General features: G+C 53.3%; 20 protein-coding genes. 6 read left to right on the plus strand and 14 right to left on the minus strand.

The window, feature by feature from the left end:
- Window positions 1-132: 132 nt before the first annotated feature.
- Window positions 133-2,451, minus strand: coding sequence for a glycoside hydrolase family 31 protein (locus HMPREF0494_RS01775; protein WP_007123200.1), 2,319 nt, complete (start codon window positions 2,449-2,451; stop codon window positions 133-135).
- 156 nt (window positions 2,452-2,607) lie between these two features.
- Here HMPREF0494_RS01775 and HMPREF0494_RS01780 point away from each other — a divergent pair, with 156 nt between their 5' ends.
- Complete coding sequence (locus tag HMPREF0494_RS01780) at window positions 2,608-3,597, plus strand: LacI family DNA-binding transcriptional regulator (RefSeq protein ID WP_225430230.1); 990 nt, start codon at window positions 2,608-2,610, stop codon at window positions 3,595-3,597.
- Window positions 3,598-3,746: 149 nt separating this feature from the next.
- Here HMPREF0494_RS01780 and HMPREF0494_RS01785 read toward each other — a convergent pair whose 3' ends face one another.
- Both HMPREF0494_RS01785 and HMPREF0494_RS01790 read right to left on the minus strand, forming a co-directional pair.
- Window positions 3,747-5,132 carry an SLC45 family MFS transporter gene (locus HMPREF0494_RS01785; protein WP_003711907.1) on the minus strand — a complete coding sequence of 462 codons (1,386 nt, stop codon included), beginning with the start codon at window positions 5,130-5,132 and terminating at the stop codon, window positions 3,747-3,749.
- 17 nt (window positions 5,133-5,149) lie between these two features.
- The gene (locus tag HMPREF0494_RS01790) at window positions 5,150-6,832 is read right to left on the minus strand and encodes a glycoside hydrolase family 13 protein (RefSeq protein WP_007123202.1); all 1,683 of its coding nucleotides are present in this window, start codon (window positions 6,830-6,832) and stop codon (window positions 5,150-5,152) included.
- Window positions 6,833-7,023: 191 nt separating this feature from the next.
- Here HMPREF0494_RS01790 and HMPREF0494_RS01795 point away from each other — a divergent pair, with 191 nt between their 5' ends.
- Window positions 7,024-7,344 (plus strand): hypothetical protein, encoded by a 321-nt coding sequence (locus tag HMPREF0494_RS01795; RefSeq protein WP_040458657.1) that lies wholly within the window; start codon window positions 7,024-7,026, stop codon window positions 7,342-7,344.
- Between the two features lie 109 nt (window positions 7,345-7,453).
- On the opposite strand, the gene HMPREF0494_RS01800 is transcribed toward HMPREF0494_RS01795, so the two are convergent.
- The 4 genes from HMPREF0494_RS01800 to HMPREF0494_RS01815 all read right to left on the minus strand — a co-directional run bounded on the left by HMPREF0494_RS01800 (window position 7,454) and on the right by HMPREF0494_RS01815 (window position 11,363).
- Complete coding sequence (locus HMPREF0494_RS01800; protein WP_007123204.1) at window positions 7,454-8,449, minus strand: bile acid:sodium symporter family protein; 996 nt, start codon at window positions 8,447-8,449, stop codon at window positions 7,454-7,456.
- Window positions 8,450-8,469: 20 nt separating this feature from the next.
- Window positions 8,470-8,790: a metal-sulfur cluster assembly factor gene (locus HMPREF0494_RS01805; protein ID WP_007123205.1), complete on the minus strand. Its 321-nt coding sequence runs from the start codon at window positions 8,788-8,790 to the stop codon at window positions 8,470-8,472.
- 18 nt (window positions 8,791-8,808) lie between these two features.
- On the minus strand, window positions 8,809-10,563 hold the full coding sequence (ilvD, locus tag HMPREF0494_RS01810) for a dihydroxy-acid dehydratase (protein ID WP_007123206.1): 1,755 nt from the start codon (window positions 10,561-10,563) through the stop codon (window positions 8,809-8,811).
- 410 nt (window positions 10,564-10,973) lie between these two features.
- Window positions 10,974-11,363, minus strand: a complete 390-nt coding sequence (locus HMPREF0494_RS01815; RefSeq protein WP_007123207.1) for an iron-sulfur cluster biosynthesis family protein — start codon at window positions 11,361-11,363, stop codon at window positions 10,974-10,976.
- Window positions 11,364-11,565: 202 nt separating this feature from the next.
- Here HMPREF0494_RS01815 and HMPREF0494_RS01820 point away from each other — a divergent pair, with 202 nt between their 5' ends.
- The 4 genes from HMPREF0494_RS01820 (at window position 11,566) to menC (ending at window position 16,686) form a co-directional block, all read left to right on the plus strand.
- A complete protein-coding gene (locus HMPREF0494_RS01820) occupies window positions 11,566-13,086 on the plus strand; it encodes a gluconokinase (protein WP_007123208.1) in 1,521 nt (506 codons plus the stop codon).
- 18 nt (window positions 13,087-13,104) lie between these two features.
- On the plus strand, window positions 13,105-14,448 hold the full coding sequence (locus HMPREF0494_RS01825; RefSeq protein WP_007123209.1) for a gluconate:H+ symporter: 1,344 nt from the start codon (window positions 13,105-13,107) through the stop codon (window positions 14,446-14,448).
- Window positions 14,449-14,543: 95 nt separating this feature from the next.
- Window positions 14,544-15,548 (plus strand): LacI family DNA-binding transcriptional regulator, encoded by a 1,005-nt coding sequence (locus HMPREF0494_RS01830; RefSeq protein ID WP_007123210.1) that lies wholly within the window; start codon window positions 14,544-14,546, stop codon window positions 15,546-15,548.
- 34 nt (window positions 15,549-15,582) lie between these two features.
- A complete protein-coding gene (menC, locus tag HMPREF0494_RS01835; RefSeq protein WP_040458658.1) occupies window positions 15,583-16,686 on the plus strand; it encodes an o-succinylbenzoate synthase in 1,104 nt (367 codons plus the stop codon).
- A 57-nt stretch (window positions 16,687-16,743) separates the two neighbouring features.
- On the opposite strand, the gene HMPREF0494_RS01840 is transcribed toward menC, so the two are convergent.
- From HMPREF0494_RS01840 to HMPREF0494_RS01870, 7 genes are read right to left on the minus strand one after another with little or no spacing between them, the layout of a single operon-like run.
- Complete coding sequence (locus HMPREF0494_RS01840; protein ID WP_007123212.1) at window positions 16,744-17,274, minus strand: shikimate kinase; 531 nt, start codon at window positions 17,272-17,274, stop codon at window positions 16,744-16,746.
- A gap of 5 nt (window positions 17,275-17,279) precedes the next feature.
- Window positions 17,280-18,566 (minus strand): 3-phosphoshikimate 1-carboxyvinyltransferase, encoded by a 1,287-nt coding sequence (gene aroA / locus HMPREF0494_RS01845; protein ID WP_007123213.1) that lies wholly within the window; start codon window positions 18,564-18,566, stop codon window positions 17,280-17,282.
- An 11-nt stretch (window positions 18,567-18,577) separates the two neighbouring features.
- A complete protein-coding gene (aroC, locus tag HMPREF0494_RS01850; protein ID WP_007123214.1) occupies window positions 18,578-19,744 on the minus strand; it encodes a chorismate synthase in 1,167 nt (388 codons plus the stop codon).
- Window positions 19,744-20,934 (minus strand): MFS transporter, encoded by a 1,191-nt coding sequence (locus HMPREF0494_RS01855; RefSeq protein ID WP_007123215.1) that lies wholly within the window; start codon window positions 20,932-20,934, stop codon window positions 19,744-19,746. The genes aroC and HMPREF0494_RS01855 overlap by 1 nt, the downstream gene beginning before the upstream one ends.
- Before the next feature lie 10 nt (window positions 20,935-20,944).
- On the minus strand, window positions 20,945-21,757 hold the full coding sequence (gene menH / locus HMPREF0494_RS01860; protein WP_007123216.1) for a 2-succinyl-6-hydroxy-2,4-cyclohexadiene-1-carboxylate synthase: 813 nt from the start codon (window positions 21,755-21,757) through the stop codon (window positions 20,945-20,947).
- Window positions 21,750-23,432 (minus strand): 2-succinyl-5-enolpyruvyl-6-hydroxy-3-cyclohexene-1-carboxylic-acid synthase, encoded by a 1,683-nt coding sequence (gene menD / locus HMPREF0494_RS01865; RefSeq protein ID WP_007123217.1) that lies wholly within the window; start codon window positions 23,430-23,432, stop codon window positions 21,750-21,752. The genes menH and menD overlap by 8 nt, the downstream gene beginning before the upstream one ends.
- Window positions 23,411-24,748 carry an isochorismate synthase gene (locus HMPREF0494_RS01870; protein ID WP_007123218.1) on the minus strand — a complete coding sequence of 446 codons (1,338 nt, stop codon included), beginning with the start codon at window positions 24,746-24,748 and terminating at the stop codon, window positions 23,411-23,413. The genes menD and HMPREF0494_RS01870 overlap by 22 nt, the downstream gene beginning before the upstream one ends.
- Between the last annotated feature and the right edge of the window lie 108 nt (window positions 24,749-24,856).

Raw genomic sequence — 24,856 nt, forward strand, 5'->3', positions numbered from 1 at the left:
GACAAGCACTGACTTATCAGCGTTTGAACTGCCAGCAGCTACTGTGTTGTTACATTTTTATCTTTAAAATAGCAAAGAGACTGAGTTTATTCCCAGTCTCCCAAGGTATTTACTCAATTTATTCTCCGTTGCTTACTTCACCAGTCGGTAGTCCTCATTGCTGTCGTCGTAATCGAATTCAAAGCGGCCACGATCGGTTTCAACGTAGACCCTCTCATAGGTTGGCTGGTAGCCATGCTTGTTCAGTTTAACGGCAACCTGACCATCATTGGCAACCTCGACATAGTACTCGTTGTACTCACCCTCCTGGTACTTGAAGTCCAAGCCGTTATCCTGGTAGTGCTTGTATGCACCACAGTCCCCGAACAGTCGGAAGGTCATGACCTTTTCTGGCTCGTCGCTGATGTGCTTAACCTTGTTGCCCCATGGCAGGATCGTGTCCTTCTTAATGAAGAGCGGCAGTTTCTCCAGCGGTGCGTTGACCATAATCGTCTGCTGACCAGAGTATTCGGCGTTATTCCAGAAGTCCAGCCACTTGCCTGCCGGCAGGTAGACCAGCCGCTTATCGGCGCCCTGGTTAACAATCGGCGCTACCAGGATACTGGTGCCGACCATGTATTCGTCGTTGATCTGCCGAACTGCCGGATCCTGGTCATAGTTCAAGACCAATGGCCGCATTACCGGCAGGCCAGATTCGGTTTCATGCCGCAGCTGGTCGTAGAGGTACGGGACGAAGCGGTAACGCAGGTTCAGGTAGTCCCGGTAAATATTGAGCGTCTGCCGGTCAAACGACCACGGTTCCTGGTAGCGGGTTCCCATCTCGGCATGGTTCCGGAAGAGCGGCACGAAGAGGGATGCTTCCAGCCACCGGGTTAGCAGCTCAGGTGTCGTGTCCTTTTGGAAGCCCCCGATGTCTGTCCCGGCGATTGCAAAGCCGCTCATCCCTAGACTGTTCAACTGGGGAATCGCCAATTGCAGGTGGGACCAAATCGACTGGTTATCCCCGGTCCAAATGGTCGAGTACTTCTGCGTTCCGGCGTAGGCCGCCCGGGTGATGATGTACGGCCGCTTGCCAGTGGCCGCCTTCATCCCTTCGTAAGCCGCCTGTGCTTGAAGGTGGCCAAAGACGTTGTGCATCCGGGTATGGGTGGTCTTCTGTTCACCATCATGGAAAATCAGGTCCGTCGGCAACTCACCATCAAAGGATGCTGGTTCGTCCATGTCATTCCAAACCCCACAGGCGCCCATGTCAGCGAAGAACTTGACGTGCTTGGCCCACCAGTTGCGAACCTCAGGCCGTCCAAAGTCAGGGAAGACCGCATCACCGGGCCAAACCCGCCCGACAAAGACGGTCCCATCAGGATTTTCGACAAAGTAGCCCTTTTCAATCCCTTCCTGGTAAATGTCATAGCCGTCCTTGTCCTGCTTAACACCGGCATCGAGGATCGGCATTAACCGAATTCCCCGCTTCCTCATCTCGGCAACGAACTGCTTGGGATTCCTAAACTTAGTCGTGTCCCAGGTAAAGTCACGGTAGCCCCGCATGTAGTCAATATCGAGGTGGATGACGTCAATCGGCAGGTGGTATTTTTCAAAGCCGTCCGCAATTTTGGCGACCCGGTCATCACTGGTGCTGTAGCCCCAGCGAGACTGCTGATAACCCAGAACCCACTTTTGCGGCAGCGGCGTCACCCCCGTCAGGTAGGTGTAGTTGGCGACAACGTCCTTTAAGGAGTGACCACCCAGGACGTAGTAGTCCACGTTCCCGTCAGTGGCGGAGTAGTAATAGTAGTTTTCGCTTTCCTTGCCGAGGTCGAAGTGGCTCTTATAGGTATTGTCAAAGAAGAGTCCGTAGGGGTGACCGTTCTTCAGGCCGTACATAACGGGGATGGACTTGTAAATGCCCTTGACCGACTCGTTGTGAACCTGGCCGAAGTCGACGTTCCAGTTATCATAGTCATAGCCCCGCTTGTTTAAGAAGCCTGGTTTGTCACCCAGTCCGTAAAACTGTTCGTCGGGGCTCAGTGACTTGATAACCTCGTAGTAGCGGTCGTTAGTCTTATCCAGGAGGTTAATATCGTGCCCCTCAGCCAGCACGGTCGACTGGTGTTCTTCGTCGAGGTCGTTTGGCAATGGCTCCCGCTGTCCCCGGTAGTCCATCACCAGTGGATTGCCGTCGCCGTCATAAAAGTCAACCTTGCAGTTGTCATAAGCCTTGACAATCAAACTGGGCGTGCGGATTTCAATATGATCGCCCTTGTCCTCCACGGTATAGCTAGTTTTATGGTGCTTGTCTCCTTCAATCGCGTACGAATTAGTTGCACGTCCCCGGTTCATGAAGACCCGGATAATTTCGTTCGTGTAAACGTCTAATAACAGCTGGCGGCCATCGGCGTACTCCAACGTTACCTTTGGTGCCGCGTTTTGATAGCTTGTTAAGCGATTTGTCATACTTTGTCTCTTCTTTCTACGATGATTATCCCATGCAATATTCTTTACACCACTAATGTACCACTTTCTGCAAACGTTTACAAATCTTATTTAGCCTAATTGTAAGCGTTTGCTTAGATGAGGAAAGACGATTATAATAAAAGAAAACGATTGGGGATGAAAGTCACGAAACCAACAATTAAAAACATTGCGCGGGCAGCCGGCGTTTCAACCGCCACCGTCTCCCGCGCCCTCGCTTACAAAAATAATTTAAAACCAGCGACCGCTAAGCGGATCCGGCAAATCGCCCAAGAAATGGGTTACCACAAGAACGTTGCTGCTTCCCAACTAGCCTCCAACATGACCAATACGATCGCCGTCATTATCAACTACACGCAGACGGACTTTTGGATCGGGATTCTCAACGGAATTCTCCACCGCGCCCGGGAGCTTAACCACCAGGTCATCACTTTTTATGCGGGTGACAATGATTCCCGCCGGCTCACCCAGACCGTTAACGAGGCGCTCGAACACCAGGCAAACGGAATTTTAATGATTTCCGGTAAGATGGAACAGGAACAAGTCAACATCCTCAGTACCGCCCATATGCCCTACCGCTTAATCTCGATTTACAATCCTGAGCACCGTTATGTTTCCTCTAACAACGTCGAAATTGGCGAGCAGGCAACGAACTACTTGATTAAACGGGGTCACCGGCGAATCGGCCTCGTGGGCATTGACCACTACCTGACCGGCCAGCAGCGGCTTTTTGGCTACCAACGTGCGATGACGGAGGCAGGATTGCCAATTAACCCGCAATGGATCCACTATGGCGACTACAGCTATCAGGACGGGAAAAAGCTCTTTAGTGCTATTCAGGATGGCAGCGTGACCGCGGTCGTTGCCGGTAGCGACATGATTGGGGCCGGCTTGATCAAAGCCGCGACCCAGTCCGGCTGGCGGCTTCCGGAACAACTTTCGATTATTTCAATTGACGGGTCCGATATTTGTGAACTGACGACGCCAGAACTAACGACCGTTAGCCAGGATTTCTACCAGATGGGCCTCACAAGCGTTGACAACCTGCTCCAGGATCAACCCGCGACCTTTATTCCGACTACCCTGATCGAACGAGATAGTGTTCAAACCTTACCTACGGAAAAATAAGGTGCGGGAATGCTTAATTCATACTTAGCAAAAAATAACCGTTCCAAATCAACTTTTCAGCTGGTTTAGAACGGTTTTTCTGCATGCTTCATAAAAAAATTCGGTAGTCCAACCGATTAGGTCAACTACCGAATCTAATTATTCAGTTATTATTGTTCTTCTTGCTGTTCGGCCTTTTGAACGGTAACCCCTTCGTGAATCCGTGGAACCACCAAAGCACCGACTAACAGTGACAGACCGGCAATCAGCATCATCATCGTTTGGTTGTGACCAACCAGTGGGAAGATGAAGAAGCTGCACAGCGATGCCAGAATTTGTGGGACACAGATTCCGACGTTGAAGAGTCCCAGGTAGGCCCCTTCGTTCTTCCCGTTCAGAGAAGAAGTCAACAGGGTAAATGGAATCGTGTTGATACTGAAGTTAGCAATCCCAAAGAGAATCATCGCGATAACCGACAAGGTCTTGGAAGTGATGAAGGCCATGCTGCCCAGGCCGAGAGCACCGAGTAACATTCCTACTACGTACCACTTCTTCCGGGCGTTGGCCTTGGCGTGCGCGTACAGCAGGCCCCAGACGATTCCGGCGATACTGTAAACAGCGGTCAAAATCCCGTACCAGTTCCCGGCAGCTTGGTAGCCGGCGGAACTAACATCGGTCGTGCCCCAGATGTTCTTGGCAACGGTCCCGGTAGTGTAGGTCCAAACGTACATAATTGCAAACCAGGAGAATAATTGAACCAGGTTGATTTCCCAGAAGGACCGTGGTGCCTGCTTGACCAGCTTCCAGAGGCTGACCTTTTGGTGCACTTCTTCGACATTGATCCGGTGGTAACGAGCGTAGGTCTTGGGATCGTATTCCTTAACGTTGAAGACCGTCCAGAGACCGGTAATCAGCAGCACCGCAGCGGCACAGAGGTAGGCCCAGATAACCGTTTGTGGGACCACTCCCCGCTTCGCCGTGTTGGACATCCCAAATGCGGTGAAGACGAACGGCAAAATCGTAGCAAGAATCGCACCACCATTAGAGAAGACCTGTTGCCAGGACCAGGCGGCGTTCTTCTGCTTGTTGTTAACCATGTCCCCGACTAGCATCCGGAGGGGCTGCATACAAACGTTCGAGAACAGGTCCATGAAACAGATGGCAATTGCGGCGTAAGTCATTGCGGCCAGCGAGCCGTAACCGAAGCCAAAGGAACCAGAGAATGGCAGCATGATCAGGACTAATGCCGCGATTGGCGTCCCAAAGAGCAGGTATGGCAGCCGCCGACCAAAGCGGTTCCACGTCCGGTCAGACATTTGCCCTAAAATTGGTTGGACGATCATCCCCATTAGCGGTGGGAAAATGAAGAAGAAGCCAAGACTGTTAGGGTTCGCCCCAATCGTCTGACAAATCCGGCTCATCTGTGAGCTTTGCAACGAGAACGCCATGTTAATGCCAAAGAAGGCGAAGGTGATGGAAAAGATTTGACTCTTCGTCAGGGCTGGCATTCCCGAGTCAAGGTCGACCCGGTTATCTTCGTTTGTCTTTCTATCCATGATAATTACCTCTTCCCTTAATACTGGTAAACCTTAGCTTCGTACGGCCGGAGAACATCCCCCGCATCGTCAGCGTAGTTGCTGATCAGCAGCTGGGCATTGCTTGGGACGTCATAGTGACGAGTCAGCCCCTGGTCAGTGTAGTTTAAGATAACCAACAATGTGGTGTCAGCATTTTGCCGCAGGTAAGCATAAACTTCCTGGTCATCCTCATTGCCATCTACCAAGCGGTAGCTCCCGTTAGTGATGACCGGCAGTTCATGCCGTAGCTGAATGAGCTTCTGGTAGTAGTAGAAAATTGAGTTTGGATCCGCCAGCGCCTGGTCAACGTTAATGTACTTGTACGCCGGGTTGACCTTTTCCCATGGGGTGCCAGTCGTAAAGCCAGCGTTAGCAGAGGCATCCCACTGCATTGGCGTCCGGGCGTTGTCCCGGCTGTGCTTGGCAATGTACTTCATCATCGTCTTGCCATCCAGGAGGTGCTGGTCGTCGACGAGCTGGTGGTAGGCGTTGAGCGATTCAAGGTCGACGTAATCGTCGAGCTTCGGGAAGGCCGCGTTGGTCATCCCAATTTCTTCCCCCTCGTAAATGTACGGGGTTCCCTGCTGGAAGTGGAGCATCGTCGCTAACATCTTGGCGGACTTAACCCGGTATTCTTCGGTGCTATCGTCACCAAAGCGGGAAACTACTCGTGGCTGGTCGTGGTTGTTCCAGTAAAGGGAGTTCCAGGCCTTACCGGCGAGTTTTTCCTGCCACTTAGTGAAGTTAGCCCGCAGGTCACTCAGCTTAGTCTTCTGGTCGTACCACTTGCCGAGCGCCGGATTCGGGTTGCCATCCAGACCCATGTGTTCAAACTGGAAGACCATGTTTAGTTCCTTGTTGTCCAGGTCCGCGTACTTCTCCGCGTCTTCTGGTGTAGCTCCCGGTGTTTCACCCACGGTAATCATCTTGTGCTTGCCCATGACATTCTTGTTCATTTCCTGCAAGAACTCGTGAATCCGGTGACCATTGGCGACAAGCGGTTCAACGTTGGCGTACTTCTCATCCGCTGCCTTTTTACCGTCTGGCAGGCCCTCCGGCTTAGAGATTAGGTTGATGACATCCATCCGGAAACCATCGACCCCCTTGGCAGCCCACCAGTTCATCATGTCATAGACACTGTGACGGACGTCCGGGTTCTCCCAGTTCAAATCTGGTTGCTGGGTAGCGAATAAGTGGAGGTAGTACTGGTCGGAATCCTGGTCATACTGCCAGGCCGAACCGGAGAAGTACGAACCCCAATTATTTGGTTCGTGACCATCCTTACCGTCGCGCCAGATATAGTAGTCACGGTACTTGTTGTCTTTCCCCTTCTTCGCTTCTTGGAACCAGTGGTGCTGGTCTGAGGTGTGGTTGACCACCAGGTCCATCACCAGCTTCATCCCCCGCTGGTGGATACCGTCAATCAATTCCTGGAAGTCAGCCATATTGCCAAGGGTTGGGTTGATCGCCTGGTAATCGCTGATGTCGTAACCATTATCAACCTGGGGTGACTTGTAAATCGGGTTGAGCCAAATAACGTCAACGCCCAGTTTCTGTAAATAATCCAGCCGGTTGATAATCCCGCGCAGGTCGCCAACCCCGTCGCCGTTGCTATCCTGAAAACTCTTCGGGTAGATCTGATAAACAACCGAGTTGTTCCACCAATGTTTATTTTCCATGAAATAACACCTTTCAATCCCATAATTTTCATGCAATCGTTTACATTTATTATCTTAACACGTTTTGCAATTTACGCAAGCGGTTACACGATAATAATGTGAAAACGAGTACATTTCGGTATGGTAAAGACAACGGTGCCTAAATGTGGTTATAATAGAGGCAATCCATGAAGCTTAAAGAAGGCAATAATATGTTGATTAATTTAGTTAGCATTCTCTTAATGGGCGTTTTCATCTACGCCCTCGTGGTCAACTTTCGGCGGGGCAACTTCGCCTATTCCTTCGTCATGTACGTCGGGGCCATTATCTTCTACGCCAATTTTTACCACAACCTATCCCGCGGCTGGGCGTTTTGGCTGATGCTCATCATGCTGCTGGCTTCGATTGCCCTGGCGATTTACTTTATCTATCGTGCGATCGAATGTCAGAATAACCGCCACCATTATTGGGGTGCCGTTGCCCTGAGCGGACTAACCGTACTGTTGGTACTGCTATTCAACCTGCTCCTCTAGTCCCACCTCCGTCGACGCGCAGCCAGCCAGCTGCTGCGCTGTTGCATTACTAGCTTTAAAATAGCAAAGAGACTGAGTTAATTCCCAGTCTCTTTTTGATATATGCGGATTAGTCAACCGCCTCTTCTGAACGAGCTGCCTTTGTATTAGCAACCATTTCTTCGACGCTCTCCTTGGTGTGGTTTTTCCACCAGGACGACAGCACTGAGCCGGAGATGTTGTGCCAGATGCTAAAGAGGGTTGAAGCGATTGCTGCCGTTGGTGAGAAGTATGTCAACGCCAGCGTTGCTCCTAAGCTCGAATCCTGCATCCCCACCTCAAAGGTCAGGGCCTTCTGCTGTGGCTGGTGCAGGTGCAAGAGCCGGGAGAAGAGGTAGCCCAGCGTATAGCCGAGCAGGTTATGAAGCATTACCACGGGAATGACCACCGCAGTTGCGGCCGTAAACAGGTTGGCGTGGTTAGCCGAAACAACCGCCCCAATGATTGCCAGGATTGCCAGCTGCGAAACAATCGGCAGGAAGTCCAGCACGGGTGCCAGCCGATGACCCAAGAAGGTGTGGACCACTACCCCCAAAAGGATTGGCAAAACAACGATTTCAAGCGTGCTTGTAAAGAGGCTTTGGGTCGGCACCGCAACGTACTGCCCCGCAAACAGGTACAGGATTGTCGGCAGCATTACCGGTGCCAGCAAAGTTGAGAGGGCTTCAATGGAAACGTCCAGGGCCACGTCCCCGCCAGCCAGGTAGGCCATTACGCTTGACGAAGTCCCGCTTGGGCAGGCCCCGACCAGGATCACCCCAGCGGCGGTTGCGCCCTTTAACTGAAAGGCCCAGCATAGGAACCAGGCCAAACTCGGCATAATCAGGTAGTGGGCCACCGTCCCCAGCAGCACGGGAACCGGCCGTTGAACAATTCGTTTAAAGTCTTGTCCGGTCAAGGTTAGGCCCATCCCGAAGAGAATTACCCCTAACAGATACTTAGTATTGGCAACGATTGGTGCTGAAAAAACCGGCAGAAAGTAGTTAAACACTGCCCATAGCACGACAAACAGCGTAAACCACTTGCTGAGCCACTTCCCAAACGCGGTAACTTTATTTGTACTCATCTTTCTTCCTCCTTCATCTCTTAGCCATGATAACCCAAGGCAATTTTGGCAAACCTGCTCATCCGGTGTGGCGTCCAGGCGGGCTCCCAGACCAGGTCGATCTTAACCTGTTCCACGGCCGGAACCTTGAGCACGGCAGAATTGATCATCTGCTGCAAGACGTCGGTAATTGGGCAGCCCATGGTTGTCAGCGTCATTTTTACGGTTACAAGGCCGTTTGTCGTCATCTCGACCCCATAAATCAACCCAAGATTGACCAGGTCAATTCCCAGTTCCGGGTCAACCACGGTCTGCAAAGCAGCGATAACCTGGTCGGCAACTGATTCGTTCGTTTCTACCATCGGCTTCCCTCCATCCGATTACTTTAACTCATTAGCAACTTTTAACAGCTGGTCGTAGCCAACCATCACGCCGCCGGTATCCGCGGAAGTAACCAGCGCCTGGTAGCGTGCCAGGTACCCCTGCTTAACTTTTGGTTCAAACGGCGGCAACGACTGCCGGCGCTTAGCCAGCTCTTCATCGGATACCAGCAGGTCGACCGTCCGGTTAGTCAGGTCGATGTGAATCCGGTCCCCATTCTTCACCAGGGCAATTTCACCACCAGAAGCGGCTTCTGGCGATACGTGGCCGATACAAATCCCGTGGGTCGCACCGGAGAACCGCCCATCAGTGATCAGGGCCACGTCCCGCTCCAGGCCCCGGCCAATGATATCAGAGGTCGGGTTCAGCATTTCGGGCATTCCCGGACCGCCCTTTGGCCCTTCGTAGCGGATGACCACAACGTCCCCCTTCTTAACGGTGCCGTCATCAATCCCCTTCACGGCCTCATCATGGGAGTCAAAGCAGACCGCCCGGCCAGTAAATTCCTTAATATCCGGATCAACCCCGGCGGACTTGATTACCGACCCCTTCCGTGCGATGTTGCCGTACAACACGGCTAGACCCCCGACTGGCGAGTAGGCCTTCTCAACCGGCCGGATTACTTCCTCATTTTGTGAATGGTGACCCGCGACGTTTTCACCAACCGTCTTCCCGGTCACTGTCGGCCGGTCGGGGTGGAAGACGTCGCCGCCCATTTCAATCAGCTCATTCATGATTGCTGGCATCCCACCGGCATTGTGGACGTCCTCCATTGTCCAGTGTGACGACGGGGCAATTTTGGCAATGTGCGGCGTCCGCTGGGCAATCTTATTGATGTCCTTTTCGGTGTAGTCCACGCCGGCTTCATGCGCAATGGCCAGGCCGTGAAGCACCGTGTTCGTTGAACCGCCCATCGCCATATCCGCCGCGTAGATATCGTCGAATGCTTCCTTGGTCATAATGTCACGCGGCCGGAGGTTTTCTTTGACGACCTGAACCACCCGGCGGGCCGCCTTACGGACTAATTCCTTGCGCTGTTCAGACACGGCCAGAGCGGTCCCGTTATACGGCAGGGCCATCCCCATGGCTTCCATTAAGCAGTTCATTGAGTTGGCAGTAAACATTCCCGCACATGAACCACAGGTTGGGCAGGCGTTTTGCTCCATTTCCAGGAAATCCTCTTTCGAGAGCTTGCCGTCCTTAAAGGCCCCGACCGCTTCAAACATATTTGACAAGGTGATTGCCCGGCCATTAGGATCGAGCCCGGCCTTCATCGGGCCGCCAGACACAAACACCGCCGGCACGTTGGTCCGGGCAGCGGCCATCAGCATTCCCGGAGTAATCTTGTCACAGTTCGGCATGAACAAGACCCCATCAAACCAGTGAGCGTTAATAACGGTTTCAGCGGCGTCCGCGATGATTTCCCGACTGGGCAGTGAGTAACGCATCCCGATATGGCCCATCGCAATCCCGTCATCGACCCCAATCGTGTTGAATTCAAATGGAATGGCACCGGCCTTGCGGATTTCTTCTTTGGCAATCTCCGCTAATTCCCGCAGGTGGACATGGCCGGGGACAATCTCAATGTACGAATTACAAACGGCAATAAACGGCTTATCCATGTCTTCCGGCCGTTTCACGCGGCCGGTGGCGTATAGCAGACTACGGCCCGGCGCCCGGTCGACCCCTTTCGTAATCTCGTCACTGCGTTTTTGAAGTTTATCTGCGTCAAAAGAGAAGTTAAGTGTTCCCATTGATAGTCACCCCTGTAAAATTTTTTCTAAGTTAATAATTGCTAAAAGAAAACGGCCAGCAGCTTTGACAGCTGCTGACCGTAAAAAGAGATGGTCATCACACTGCCCGGGCCTAGTAAGTGACCTGGGCAACGTCAAATTAGCGCCCAGATCACATAATAATGATGACGCTAATGACAATTAATGATTGTGATGTTAACAAGTTAGCCATGCCCTTTCTCCTTTTATTAAAATTAAATTAGATAATTAAATTATCAATAGAATACCATGCGATTAAAAAAAGTCAATCCCCTTTGGCAAATTTTATTGTGAGTGACGACAACCAATACTGGGGGGGAGGTTCTTAAAAGGCCAGCAAAAAAGCTCTAAAATCCTAAAATTGGGGATTTTAGAGCTTTTTTACGAACGAACTAGCAGTCATGTGCTACCCCCTGCTGAGCTGAGCGGGGACCCCCGCTATAATCAACTACTTCCAGGTTATCAGTTAAGACGCCCTTCCGGCTAACCAGCGGCATGGTGAAGAGGTGACGGTTAAAACGAACCTCCATCTCATCCTCAAACTGGGGACGGGATTCGCCCTTGATCAGGATAGGGCCAATATTAGAACTAATCTGCAGGTCGTAGTCCGGCACCGCCAAGTCCCGGTCAACAAAAATCAGCTGATAGCCGCTATCCAGGGAGCAGTTGCCAACCGAGGAAAAGGGGCCCACCCCATCATCATAGTCTAGCAAAACTTTCTTATCCGGACTCAGATAGCGGTTGACCCGTTGCAGGGCCCCATCGGTAAAGGTTACATTCATCTCCGTCACCCTTTCTCTTGGTTTACACTTACTATTTTACAGCCACGCTTAATAAAGTAAACATTTCTGCTCGGCTCGGCCTTTTTAGGAAAACGATACACTAATTTTAATTTTACCATTGACACCGCTTCCATAAGTCAGTATATTATTTGGTGTAACGATAAACCAAAACGCTTTCATAAAAACTGAGGAGGAGATTGCATTGAACTACTTAATTGGTGTTGACGTTGGAACGACGAGTACAAAGACCGTCCTCTATGACGAACACGCGCACGTGGTCGACCAGTTTACCCAGGGCTACCCACTCTACCGCGACAGCAACGGGATGGCCGAGCAGGATCCGGAAAAAATGGTGGCCGCCGTTGAACAGGTCATCCACGATGCTGGCCAACAGATTGATTTCGCTAACGAAAAATTGTTAGCGGTTTCGTTCTCTAGCGCTAACCAGAGTTTAATTTTACTGGATGAACACTTCCAACCCCAGTCCCGGGTAATCACCTGGGCGGATACCCGGGCCCGGAACGCCGCCGACCAATTAAAGCGATCGCCGCTGGGAAAACAGCTCTACGACAAAACCGGGACGCCGATTCACCCGATGTCCCCCCTGACCAAGCTCCTGTGGCTCAAAGATACGGCTCCAGAACGGTTGGCCGCGACCAGCTACTTTGGCGACATCAAGTCCTACCTCTTCTACCGCTTCTTTAACAGCTTCAAGGTTGACATCTCAATCGCATCCTGCACGGGGATGATGAACATCAACAGCGGCGACTGGGACCCGACCGCCCTGGAACTGACCGGGGTCGCGAAGGACCAGCTGCCGGAAATCGTCAACGGAACCACCCAGGCAGTTGGTCTGACGGACGAAGCAGTTGCCAAAATGGGGATTCCGGCGGACACGCCGTTCGTTTACGGCGCCTTCGACGGGGCCCTTTCCAACCTCGGCGTTGGCGCCATCCAGCAGGACACGGTCGCCATCACCATTGGAACCTCGGCCGGGGTCCGGGTCATCACCGACCACCCCGTCATTGATCCCCAGGAGCGGCTCTTCTGCTATGCCGTCGATAACGGCCTCTGGGTAGTCGGCGGGCCGCTCAACAACGGTGGGGACGTCTACCAGTGGGCAGTTGAACACCTGGTGACCCCGAGTGCCGTCCAAAACGAACAAACCGACCCGTTCACCCTCGCCAACCGGGTGATTGAGGGTGAACCAGCGGGGGCCAACGGACTGGTCTTCCTTCCATTTCTCGGGGGCGAACGGGCCCCACTCTGGGATGCTAACGCCCGCGGTTCCTTCTTCGGCCTGAACAACCTCCACACCCGGGCGGATATGCTCAGGGCGGTCATGGAAGGAATCTGCATGAACATTGCAACCGTCTACCAGGCGGTCTGTGACCTAGTCGGCCAGCCGAAGAGCGTGACCGCAACCGGCGGCTTTGCCCGGGCCGAAGTGTGGCGGCAGATGCTCGCCGACGTCCTCAACTGCCCGGTCAACATCCCCGAATCATTTGAGTCAGGCTGCCTCGGTGCCATTACGATGGCGATGAAGAGCCTGGGGATGGTTGACAGTCTAAGCGCGGTCCAGAACTTTATCGGTGCGGAGAAGTCTTACCAGCCGGTCCCGGAAACCGTCGCTGTTTACCAAAAGTACCTGCCGCTCTTCCAGCAGGTCGAGGGACTATTATCACCGGCCTACTCCACGATTGCAAAATTGCAGCGAAAATAAGTAAAGGAGAACGTTACTATGCCATTATTAATTGTTTTAATCGGCGTCATCCTGCTGATCTTCATGATTGTCAAGCTGAAGCTCAACACTTTCGTCGCCTTAGTTATCACTTCATTCATTGTTGCCCTGATGCTGGGCCTGCCACTGACTAAGGTCGCCACAACAATCGAAACCGGGATCGGTGGCCAATTAGGGCACCTGGCGATTATCTTCGGTTTCGGTTCCATGCTGGGCCAGCTGGTCTCCGACGCCGGTGGTGGTTACCGGATTGCTACGACCCTGATTGACAAGTTCGGACGGCGCTGGATCCAGGTTGCCGTTATCCTGGCCTCCTTCATCATCGGTCTGGCCCTCTTCTTTGAGGTCGGCCTGGTCGTCGTGCTGCCAATCATCTTCATCATCGCCCGGGAACTGGATATGCCACTGATGTACCTGGGGATTCCGATGGCTGCTACTTTGAACGTCACCCACGCCTTCCTGCCACCGCACCCGGCACCAACTGCCATTTCAGACATCCTTGGCGCCAGCCTGGGGCACGTCCTCCTGCTCGGGATCATCGCCGCAATTCCAACCATCATTATCGCCGGACCGGTCTTCAACTGGTTCCTGCACAAGGTCTACCCGCAGGTTTACCGCAAGAACATCGATATTTCCGTTTTAGGTGACTACAAGGAATTCAAACTCGACGAGACGCCGAAGTTTGGTATTTCCGTCCTGACTGCAATGATGCCGGTAATCCTGATTGCCGTCGCTACCATCTGCTCATTCATCTTCCCGAAGAGCAACCCGGTTAACGAATTTATCCAATTCGTCGGTGGTCCGGACCTGGCAATGCTGCTCTCATTGATTTTTGCTGTCTTTACCATGGGTCTGCACCGGAACAAGACGATGAACCAGATTACCGACTCGATGGTTTTGTCAATCAAGCAAATTTCCGTTATGCTGCTGATCATCGGTGGTGGGGGTGCCTTCAAGCAGGTCCTGGTCGACGGGGGAATTTCCAAGTATATCTCCAGCCTGTTCGCCCAGACCAACATCTCGCCAATCCTCGCCGCCTGGCTGATTACCGCCCTGCTCCGGGTTTCCCTCGGGTCCTCGACCGTGGCTGCGATGACCGCGGCCGGCCTGGTTGCCCCAATGGCGCACCAGTTTGGTTCCAACTCCGCGATGGCTGCCCTGATGGTGCTGAGTGTCGGCGCCGGTTCCGTCTTCTGTGACCACGTCAACGACGCCGGTTTTTGGATGATTAAAGAATACTTCGGCCTTTCCCTCAAGGAAACCCTGCTTTCCTGGTCCACTTTGACCTCCGTCCTGGCGATTGCCGGACTGGGTTCGGTCTACGCCATTTCGTTGTTTGTTTAAGTCCATTCATTCGAAAAAAGCGCCACAGGCTAGTGACGCTTTTTTATTGGTTTGTTATGCTTATACTATAAGTATTTGTGTAAGGATGATGAAAAATGAGTCAACGTGTAACCATCGGCGACGTTGCTAAGCAAGCCGGTGTTTCCGTAACCACAGTTTCCCGGATTATTAATGGCCACTACGAAAAGATGCGCCCGGCCACCAGAGAGCGGGTGGAAGCAGTCATTGACCAGCTGCACTTTGCCCCCACCGCTTCCGCCCAGCGCCTGCGCCAGGACCAGGGCCACGTCATCGGCGTCCTGGTTGGGGACATTGCTAACCACTTCTCCTCCTTGCTAGCGAAAGGGATCGATGACGTCCTCAAGCAGGCTGGTTACGATATACTCTTAGTGAATACCAACAACGACCAGGCAACCGAAAAGCGGGCCCTGCAAAGGCTCTACCAGCAGCAGGTCGACGGCCTGATTATCCAGCCGGATGCCCGCTACTTCCAGCAGTTTGCGGGAATGGTCAAGCATAAGGTCCCGTTAGTAATCGTCGACCGGGAAATTGACGACTTGCCGTCAGATGTGACCGCGATTACCAGTGCCAACCGGGACGCCTGCTTCCGGCTTGGCAAGCACCTGGCTGAGCGGGACTACCAGAACATTTTAGCGATCAGTGCCCACTTTGCCGACGCTTCAGGGCAGATTCCCCGACTAGCGGGGCTAGCAGCGGCCGCAACCGAGTACGGTTTAACCTTCCGCAACCTGGAAACGCGGGGCCACGACCGCCGCTGGCTGGCAGATAATTTCAGCCATGAGTTGGCCCAGCTTTCAGGCCGGACGGCGGTAATTTCGTTAATGGGACCGGTCCTCTTCGACCTCCTGGCAATTTGCCAACAGCACCACCTGACCTTCCCCGACGACTTCGGCCTGATTAGCTTTGACGACTGGGAATGGTCGCAGTTTGTCGGCCACGGCATCTACCTGCTCAAGCAGGACATGGAGCTAATGGGTAACCTCGCCGCCCAACGTCTCCTCCAGCAGATTGAGCAACGCCGCCTGGACGGGTCGACTACCCTGCTGCCGGTTGAAGCTGTCGACCGGCCGTCACTTTAGAGCCGCCATTTTCCCGTAAATGAAAGGATTAGAAATGAAAATAAGTACTGCCGAGATGTATAAAATCAGCTTACCACTCCGCTCCCCCTTCAAAACCAGCTTTGGACAAATGACCAGCAAGGATTTTATCCTGCTGGTTTTGCATGATCAAAACGGCAACTGCGGTTATGGTGAGTGTTCCGCGTTCGCCACCCCCTTTTATACGGAAGAGTTCCGGGATAGTGCATACTTATTGCTCAAGGACACGCTGCTTCCCGCCCTCCTCAACCAAGAGCTGGCCGCGCCCGACCAGCTGGCCGGCCTGTTTAACAAAATTAGGGGCAATCACATGGCTAAGGCCGCTATTGACAACGCATGCTGGGACCTATTTGCCAAGCGGCAGCACCAGGCGCTGGCCAAGGCCATCGGCGGCGTTAAAAGGCAAGTCACCGCCGGGGTAAGCATTGGCATTCAGCCATCCCCCGGTGCATTAGTGGCAGCAGTCAGCACCTATGTTGCGGCGGGCTACCAGCGGGTAAAAGTCAAAATTAAGCCTGGAGCAGATTACGCATACCTAAAAGCAGTTCGCGACCAGTTCCCCCGGCTTGAATTAATGGCTGACGCCAATTCGGCCTATACATTATCCGACGCCGCGACCCTCCAACGGCTCGACGCGTTAAAGCTGCTGATGATCGAACAACCCCTTGCAGCAGACGACCTTGTGCAGCATGCCAAACTCCAGCGAGAATTAAGAACTCCGCTCTGTCTTGATGAAAGCATCACTGGACTGGCGGCTGCCCAAGCAATGATCCAGTTGGGCAGTGGACGAATCATTAACATCAAAGTTAGTCGGGTCGGTGGTCTGTCGGCGGCCAAACAAATCCAAGCCCTGGCCAGGGCCAACCAGCTCGATTGTTGGTGTGGGGGGATGCTGGGGTCAGGAGTTGCCCGTGCAGCCGACATTGCTGCTGCGTCGCTCCCCGGCTTCACCCTCCCCAATGACATTTCCAGCTCCCAGCGGTATTTTGAAAAAGACATTATTACCCCCGAGATTACCCAGGAAAATGGTAAAATCATGGTCCCAACCGCTGCTGGAATTGGTTATGACCTCAACTGGGCGGTAATACACCAGTACGCGACCGAAACGGCCACCATTTAGCCACCCACGTTAGGCAAGGCGGGTGGTTAAATGGTGGCCAGCGATGCGAAATCGGCATTACTCATCTTCAGGAAGCCGACCATGGCGCAAGTTCCCTAATTCAGTGATGATCCGCTCGATCGTCTGCTGGACGGTTAACTCGCCCGTATTAATCGTAATATCTGCGCATTCTTCATAAGCCGCCGACCGGTTTGCTTGCAAATCGGCAACGGCTTGAACGCTCAAACCAGTTGCCAGCGGCCGGTTTGAGCGTTTTTGCAACCGCCGGTAGATTTTACCAGCAGCTGCTTGCAGCAAAATAATTTTAGCACCACTTGCCCTTATTGCTTGCCGGTTACGCACCCGGAGCGGGGTTCCGCCACCAGTGGCTAAAATCCCGGGCAGATGAATCGTTGCCGCAAGGGTGTCCGCTTCTAAATCCCGAAAATAAGGCTCGCCATATTGACGAAAAATTTGTGGGATCCTCAGCTTGCTGCGCGCTTCAATTTCATCATCAAGGTCATGGACCGGCAGCGCTAGTTTCTGGCCCAGCAGCTGACTAATCGTCGTCTTGCCACTGGCCATAAACCCAATTAGTATAATTTCCATTTTAATTACCTCATCAAGCGGGCTAAGTCAGCAAAAAAACGCGGGTATGAAACATCAATTGCCGCTGAATTCGCTAAAAAAAGCGGCTGCTTTGCCTTCAATGCCGCAACTGCAACCATCATCCCCAAGCGGTGATCACCAAAACTATCAAATACCGGATCCATAACTTGCCAATCCGGCTTACCAGTAATTACCATCCCATCGGGCAGTTCTGTGACCGTGACCCCGAGCTGGCGCAGGATCGCAATAGTTGCCTTAATCCGGTCAGTTTCCTTAAAGCGCAACTCTCCAGCCCCCCGAATGCTACTTTGCCCAGGCACACTGGCAGCCAGTAGGGCAACTAACGGCAGCTCATCAATCACGGCAGGAATGTCTGCCGGACCAAGGGTAATCGGCCGCAAGTGACCACTCCGAACCACTACGTCGCCAATCGGTTCGCCATCAGCAGGGCGCTGGGTAATGGCTAAGTTTGCCCCCATCCGTGTGAGGACTTTGAGGATTCCGGTGCGGTACGGATTAAGGCCTACCTTGCTCAGCCTAATCTGTGAATGTGGAACAAGCGTACCGGCTGTTAGCCAAAAGGCGGCCGAAGAAATGTCCCCAGGGACCCGCAGCGTGCGCGCAACCAGCGCTTTGGCTGGATGAACAATAATCTCGCGGTCACCATTAGTCTTTACATCGGCGCCAAACTGGCGCAGCATGATTTCGGTGTGGTTGCGCGTCGGCAATTTTTCGATAATCCGGGATGGCCGGTCGGCTAATAAGGCGGCAAACAGCAGGGCGCTTTTTAGCTGCGCACTCGCAACCGGCAACTGGTAGTTGGCCCCATGGAGGAAATGCCCCCTGATCACCGCGGGTAGAGTACCCGCTGCTGATAGCTGGACTTCGCCGCCAAATAACGTTAACGGGTCGCTAACTCGTTTCATCGGTCGCTGACTCAACGACCGGTCACCCAATAGGCAACTCGTAAAATTTTGGCCTGCTAAAATCCCCATCAAAAGCCGCGTGGTGGTCCCCGAATTATTCATCTGCAAGGGATCGGGGGCTTTTTTTAAGCCCCGTAGCCCTACTCCGTGAACCACAAGCCGCGTTTTTTCTTGGTCGATTTGTACTCCTAAGGCCCGGCAGGCGTTCACCGTTGTTTGGCAATCTTCTCCCTGGGCGAACTGGTCGATCGTCGTCAGACCGGTCGCCAGGGAGCCAATCATTACCGCGCGATGAGACATGCTTTTATCACCGGGCAGACTTATTGTCCCGGCTAATCCGTTAGCCGCCCTCTGTAATTCTTTCATCCTAATCTCCCTTACGCTTCGCTGATTTCTTGACGGTACCGAGCAAGGGCTTCCCTTAGCCTTTCCAGATTTGCGGATTCAAAGGTCGCCGTAATTTCTTTAGCTAATTCGATTGCCACCACGCTGGCAACAATGACTGACGCCGGAACAACCGCGGTTGTATCGGAGCGTTCAACATTTGCCCGGACCGCCTGCTTGGTATTAATGTCCACCGTTTGCAAGGGGTGATACAAGGTTGGAATCGGCTTGACCGTTGCATTAATAACCAGGGGCATCCCGTTAGTCATTCCGCCCTCAAAGCCGCCCAGGTGATTCGAGAGCCGGTAGTACCCCCGCAGCTTTTGGTATGCAATCTCATCCATCGCCTGACTGCCAGCCATCTGACCGAGCTGCTGCCCGTCGCCAAAGCTGACCCCCTTGATTGCGTTAACACTGATCACGGCCGCAGCAATTTTGGCATCCAGCTTTGCCTGCGCGCTCGCGTAGCTTCCTAGCCCGGCCGGCACATTTTCGACCAGGACCCGGACTTGTCCGCCAAGCGTATCACCAGCTTGTCTACTTTGATCAATTAGCGCATGAATTGGCGCCACCTGTTCTTGGTTAGCAATCCGCAAATCATTTTCCAAAATGGCCCGGCCTACTTGCCCAACCGTCAACGTTGCCGGCTCAGTGACGGCAATCGAACCAATTTGTTGGACATAACCAACTAGCTGGATGCCAAGTGCGGCCAATAGCTGGGTACAGACGTTTCCAATGGCTACCCGCATGGCAGTTTCGCGAGCGGACGAGCGTTCCAAAACGTTTCTCAGGTCCCGGTGCCGGGTCTTCAATCCGCCCACTAGGTCTGCATGGCCCGGACGCGGGCGTTCCACCTTGCGCCTGGTATTTTCCCTGTTCGGACTGCTGAGCGGATCCATAATCCGGGCCCAGTTGGCGTGGTCACGGTTGGCAATCTCCAGTGCTAACGGTGAACCAAGGGTCATCCCATGCCGCAGCCCGCCCACGATATTAACCTGGTCGTGCTCAATTTGTTGTCGGTGGCCCCGGCCATAGCCAGCCTGCCGGCTCCGCAGTACCTGGTTGATCTGCTCGACATCTAATTTTAATCCAGCCGGCACCCCGGTTAAAATTCCCGTTAATTGCGGCCCGTGGGATTCGCCAGCGGTATAATACTCCATTAATTTACCTCCCGTGAATGGCTAATCAGTGCCAGGACCAGCATCAATAAGAAGCCGCTGCCAGCTACCAAGAGATTGGCTGAAAAAGCGGTGCCGACGCTGTGAACCGACAGGCTCCCCGAAATTAGCGGCACCGTAAAGGACGCGATACTGCCAAAGAAATAAAAGGCCCCGGTCACTAGCCCCCGGTGCGCCGGATAGAGCTTCATAAATACGGTCAGGCCCGTCTGCATCACTCCACTAGCTGCGCTAAAACCAAAGATCAAACTCATCGCATTTGCAAGCCAAACTTCCCCGCCGGCCCTAATCAGGACGACAAGGGAAAGTAGTGCCAGCAAGTTCAGACCAATCAGCAGGATAAATTCGTTTGTGCCGATTTTTAACAGGTAAAAGAGTACGAAAACTCCGACAATTGAGCCGATGCTATACAGCGAGAGCAGGCCGTGGGCAGCCAAGTTGCTATAATGGAAAACCCGTTGCGCAAAGATGGTAATCCACTGGGTAAACCAGATCATAAGTGCCATCGAGCTATAACCATAGGCAAGGAGCAAGATCGTTTGCACCACTTTTTTGCCGGTCATCGAACGGCTGGCTGCGATACTGTCGGCAGCAGCTGACGTCTGGATTCGTTGGGCAAAAGTAATTGGGAGCAGGTTGAGCACATTAACCACTAACAATCCGGCCATCACCATAAACGACCAGCCAAACCAAAGCTGGTAATCGGCCAGCCAAGCAACCAGTAGCGGGAGGACAAACTCCCCGGCGGACATTGCGCCCTTGATCAGGACGGTGCCATAGCCATTGCCACCGCTAACCTCCACGAGCGTCGGATAGGTTCCCGCGTCGAGCGCCGAGTTAGCGACCCCGGCAAGGATCGCCATCGCATATGCGACCGCGATGTTTTTTGTCGTTACCATGCCCACGGCGAAAATAAAATAAGCTGCCATGCCCAGGTAGATTAAAAGCTTCCGGTTTAACAGGTCGGCAAGGGCACCGGTTAATAGGTACGCAAACAGCCGCCCGATCCCGATCCCCGAAATGACAAACGAAACAATCTTAATGCTGGTATGCCAGCTGTTACTCAGCGCCGTCATATTTTGGGCTAAAATAATGATCCCAAAACCATGGATGAAATAGTTAAGGTATAGGCCGAGCAATAGCCGCGGCCTGCTTGTCGTTACATTGTTCATAAAAACTCCCTTAAATCTGCTGGCCCGGCTGGACGGCGAGCCAATCACAGACGGTCGCTGCAAATTGTGCGGCCTGTTCAAGATGAACACAGTGCCCCCCGTTCAGGGTCGTAATCGTAATCTGTGGTGCCGTCTGCTTCATTTGCCGGGCAATTGCTTGAAACTTGCGGTCAAGGCGCCCAACAATCAACAGGGTCGGCACGTGTTGCGGTAGCCGGGGCCAGTAGTTCGGCTGCCGGCCAGTCCCCATCATCATCAGGCTCATTGCCAAGCCATAGTTTTGCTGGCTTAACCGTTCTTCCCGAATGCGCATCCGGGTGACAGGCGGCAGTGCTTTTTGGCTGGCGAATAATGGCAGCCGTTCCCAACGATCGACAAAATCAACTAGCGGCCGGGTCAATAATTGCTTTGCGAGACCATCGTCGTGCTGGCAGCGCTCGTCACGCAGCCCGGGGTCAGCGATTCCCGGACTGGCACTCTCCAAGATCAGGCCACGAACCCGTGAATCATTGATTGCCCACGCCAGGGCGACCCGGCCCCCCATCGAATAGCCAAGCAGGTAATAGTCATCAATTTGCAAGCGCCGGGTTAAAGATTGCAGCGCTGCGATTACCGCCGTCATCCAGTAGTGCTCAGGGTGGACATAAACACTCGTTTGACCATGCCCAATCAAGTCAACCGCCAAGAAATTAAATGGCTGCTCTGGGGAAAACAAGCCCATAAAAGTGGCCCCAGTCCCCATGAAGCCATGGAGGCAGATGACTGTAGGCCGGTGCGGCTGGTAGTCCGTTAACCACTGATAATGATACTGCGGTTCAGTCATTTAGTTCACGCTCCTGCTGTTGGTATTGGGCGAGCAAGTGCTGCCATACTTTTACCGGTCCACTTTGCTGGTCTTCAACCTCAATCAGCCGGGGCGCTGTTTTTGTTAGCTCAGTAGTAAACGCTTCGAGTGTCGTCGGCTGACAATAATCTAAGTGGTATAAGGATGCAACCGCGGTGAAATCCAGGTTTTGCGGCGTCTTAAAAAGAAGCTGAAAATCGGCCGCGGGCAGCTGGTGTTGGGGAAGAAAGGAGAAAATCCCCCCGCCATTGTTATTTAACAGGACAATGTTTACCGGCAACTGATAGCGGTAAATCATCGCCAAGCCGGTTAAATCATGGAAGAATGCCAAATCGCCAATCAGCATTGTCAATGGTCGGTCACTGCGGGCACAGATTCCCGCGGCCGTTGAGTTTAAGCCATCAATCCCATTGACGCCACGATTACCGTATACGCGTACGCCCCGATTGCTGGCTTTTGCCAAGCGATCGAGCAGGCGGATCGCATTACTATTAGCAACAAAGAGGTCAGTATTTTTAAGGGTCGCCATTAATGCTGTAATTGCACTTGAGTGGTTGAGGCCCTGCCCCGTAATTTCTTCTTCCAGCAGACTTGCAGCCAGCCGCTGGCGCAATTGCCACTTCCCCAACCAGTCGCCTGAAACTGGTGTCAGCGGTAGCTGCTCGACGCTCGCGATAAATTCGCTAACCGTCATGTCGAGCAGGTAGTTGCTTGTATGCAACTGATCCTTGAATTGCTGGCCGGCCTCGACCAAAATGGTCGGCAGCCGGTGCTTCCCCAACCATTGCGCAACCGACTTGGTGACCGGCAAGCGGCCAAACCGTAGGATCACTGCGGGCAGCGGCACTGTCCCCTGAAAAATCAAATCTGCCTGATGAAGGTAATTTGCGGACCTGCGACCAGTAGCCAGGTTAGTCAGGGGGTCGCCAATAATGGGCCAGTTAAGCCGCTCAGCGAGCGACAGTAGCTGCTCGGCCTCAGCAGGGGTCCGCTCTTCGCCAACAATGATCAACCCGTTTTGTCCCAGCAAGGCCGCCAACGGTCTTAGATCCGCGCGGCGCTGGTTTGGAATTAACTTAGTCGGCGCCGGCGCTGACGACGGAACTGTGAGGTCTGGTAGCAGTGGTTCTCTTAATGGGATATTCACTTGCACTGGACCTTTGGGCAGCTGGCTTGCTTGGGCAACCATCGTAAAACCTTGCCAATGACTGTAAGCCTCCATTGTCGGACCAGCCTCAGGCAAGGCCAATTCCCGCGCCGCTTTAACATGGCTGCCGTACAGCTTTACCTGGTCCATCGCCTGTGGTGCACCGACCGCTTGCAGTTCCGCCGGACGATCGGTCGTCAAGACGATTAGGGGCAGGTTGGTGGCCTCCGCCTCACAAACAGCAGGAAAGTAGTTGGCGGCAGCACTGCCGGATGTGCAAACTAACGCTACCGGCTGCTGGCTTTGCTTGGCCAAGCCTAAGGCAAAAAAACCCGCCGAACGTTCATCAATGTCAATGTAGTGTTTAATTTCCGGATCCCGGGCAACCAATACCGAAAGCGGCGTGGAGCGTGAACCAGAACTGATCACCGCTTGCTTGACCCCGCCGTGCTTTAAGCCGGCAATAAAGGCCAGGAGATACTTTGTTAGTGTTTGTTGATTATCCATTGGTCACTTACCCCTCGTAACATTGGCTGAAACTTCAAGCCGGTTTCGCGCCGTTCCTTAGCTGCGACCGAACCGGCAACAATTCCGCAACCCGCATACAGTAGGCCCGCCTGCTGGCTAAATACTCCAGACCGCAGGCCCACCGCGAATTCACCTTCATCAGCACCCAAACCGAGCCAGCCCACCGGTCCGCCGTACATCCCCCGGCCAGCCGGTTCCCTCGCGGCCAGCCAGGCCAGTGCCGCTTGCCGTGGTTCACCACCTAGCGCGGGGGTCGGATGAAGGGCCGCTAACAGATCAAGCATTGCTCCCCCGGGCTTCCGTCGGCCGCTAATCGGGTGGTAAATGTGTTGAATATCACGGTTTTTTAACAGCCGCTGTTGGCCCACGGTTACTGCCGTCGCATACTCGGCTAAGACTTGCTGGATTCGCTCCACAACTAGCTGGTGCTCATGGTTATTTTTGTGGTCCGTTAGTAATTGCTGGCCGAGCTGTTCATCCTCTCCGGGCGTCTTACCCCGGCGAATCGACCCGGCAACGCTGGCCGTTGTAAAGTTCCTGGCATCCGCCTTTAATAGCCGCTCGGGACTTGCACCAACAAAGGTCCGGTTACCGGCCTGGACTAAAAAGTGGTAAGTGTTCTCTTGCTGGCAGATCAGCCGCTGAAGAATCTCCGCCGCATTAAAGGGGGCATCAGCCGTTAAACGCAGTTGCCGCGCCAGGACCACTTTTTTCAAGCGATGATCCATAATGGCCGTCACGCTTTGGTTAACCAGCTGCAGCCATTCGTTTACCGCTAATTCTTCTCCGTGGACCGCTGGCACTGGCTGTGGGCCAATCTGCCGGGCCAGGATTTGGTCGACCTGGTCCACCAGCGTAACCAATTGTGGTCTAACCTCCTGATTGGTTGGAACAAGCAAGCTAACGGTTGTCCTTTCTTTGTCCTGCATAAAAAGAATCTGGGGCAGGATAAAGTAGCCTTGTTCTAACTGCTGCCAAAACGGTGCACGCTTCCCTCGGGAATCAAAGGGAAAACCACCCAATAACACTGGCTGACAGGAAAAGGCTGGTGTTAAATTTTGCCACTGCTGGCTAAAAGCGCGCTGAAACTTTTTGATGGCTGCACTCGATTGGCCAACTAAAAACCGTTGTGGCTGGATGCCCCAGTATGTTCGTTTGCCATCTGCAGCTTGCCAAAAGACCTGTTGGTTAAAATACCCCTGGTTTTGCCGGCAAAGCTGGGCCAGGTCCGCTGAGATCCGGTAGGAATATAGCGCATACGGTTTTGTGATTACTTGGTTCAAAAGCTGTATCATTGATCTTTACCCACTTTTTTTAAAATGCCTTGTTTAGTATAACACTCCACGCAAACGAAACAAAAAATCTAGCCAACCGGCCTCGGCAGTCCGCCACGCGGCTTGCTC

This window comes from Limosilactobacillus antri DSM 16041, assembly GCF_000160835.1.
Lineage (GTDB): Bacteria > Bacillota > Bacilli > Lactobacillales > Lactobacillaceae > Limosilactobacillus > Limosilactobacillus antri.